The organism is Cobetia sp., from assembly GCF_983723665.1.
The window spans coordinates 19138-20268 of sequence record NZ_CFDJES010000025.1 but is presented as its reverse complement, the minus strand read 5'-3'; the positions used below and the strand labels follow the sequence as shown (position 1 = coordinate 20268).

The window sequence follows — 1131 nt, the reverse complement described above, 5'->3', positions numbered from 1 at the left end:
GCCAGCGAGAAGCCGACCGACAGCACTGCCACCGGCACCATGAAGGCAGCGGCCGACAGTGGCAGCCAGGCGAAGGCCGCGCCCTGCATCAGGCCGGAGAGCAGGATGATCGCCAGCCCCAGGCGCACGGTGGGCTGACGGCCGAGGCGCGTGATCACGCGCGGTGCGAAGAAGAAGGTGATGATATTGATCACGGCATTGCCGCCGAACAGGGCACTGAAGACCAGCTCGGAGTGACCGAGGCGCTCGACCAGCAGCTCGGAGGACGACGAGACATACAGCAGGATGGCGCTCATCGCGGCCATCGCGACCAGCGCCTGATACAGGAAGCGCCAGCTGGTCAACACGGGGCGGTAGCGCGCCCAGTTGTACAGCGGACGCTCCACGACCGTCGTGGCAGGACGCGTCTCGCCAAAGCTCTTCCACGCCATCAGGCCGACGCACAGCGCGAAGGCGGCCATGAACAGGAAGTTGGAGCGCCAGCCGAACTGCACCGCCAGCAGGCCGCCCAGCACCGGCGCCAGCGCCGGAATGATGCACAGCGCACCATTCAGATAGCTGTACATCCTGGCGCCCTGCTCCGGCGTGTAGCAGTCACGCACGGCCGCGAAGGCCACCGTCACCGTGGCGCACGCTCCCAGCCCCTGCAGGATACGCCCGAGATACAGCATGCTGATGTCCTGTGCCAGCACGGCGACCATCGCGCCGACGAGATAGACCGTCGCGCCACCCAACAGCGCCGGACGCCGTCCGTAGAGGTCCGTCAACGGGCCGACCAGAATCTGCCCGACACCCACAGCGCCCAGAAACAGCGTCACCGTCATCTGCATCACATCGGTGGGCTGGGCGAATTCGCGCGCCATCGCCGGCAGTGAGGGCAGATAGATATCGATCGCCAGCGGCGAGAACATCACGCAGCCGACCAGCAGCAACAGCAATAGTCGTGCGTTGGGCATGGGCCTTGCGGCAGCAGAGGAAGACACGGACATGGATAATCTCGAGAGTCAGAAGCCAAGGGCGGCCCGACAGAGGGGCCATCAAGAATCCGCAGAGCCTAGCGCCTGCGACTTATGAAGCAAAATGATATTATTTCAGGCCTGATATTCCACTGGAGAAACTCATGAGCGCGAC

At 64.4% G+C, this 1131-nt stretch carries 1 protein-coding gene; it reads right to left on the bottom strand.

All coding sequences use genetic code 11. The features are described 5' to 3' along the window. Positions 1-956 (bottom strand): multidrug effflux MFS transporter (locus tag AC4FAH_RS04400; RefSeq protein ID WP_490245693.1); only part of this gene is annotated, 956 nt, incomplete at its 3' end. Between the last annotated feature and the right edge of the window lie 175 nt (positions 957-1131).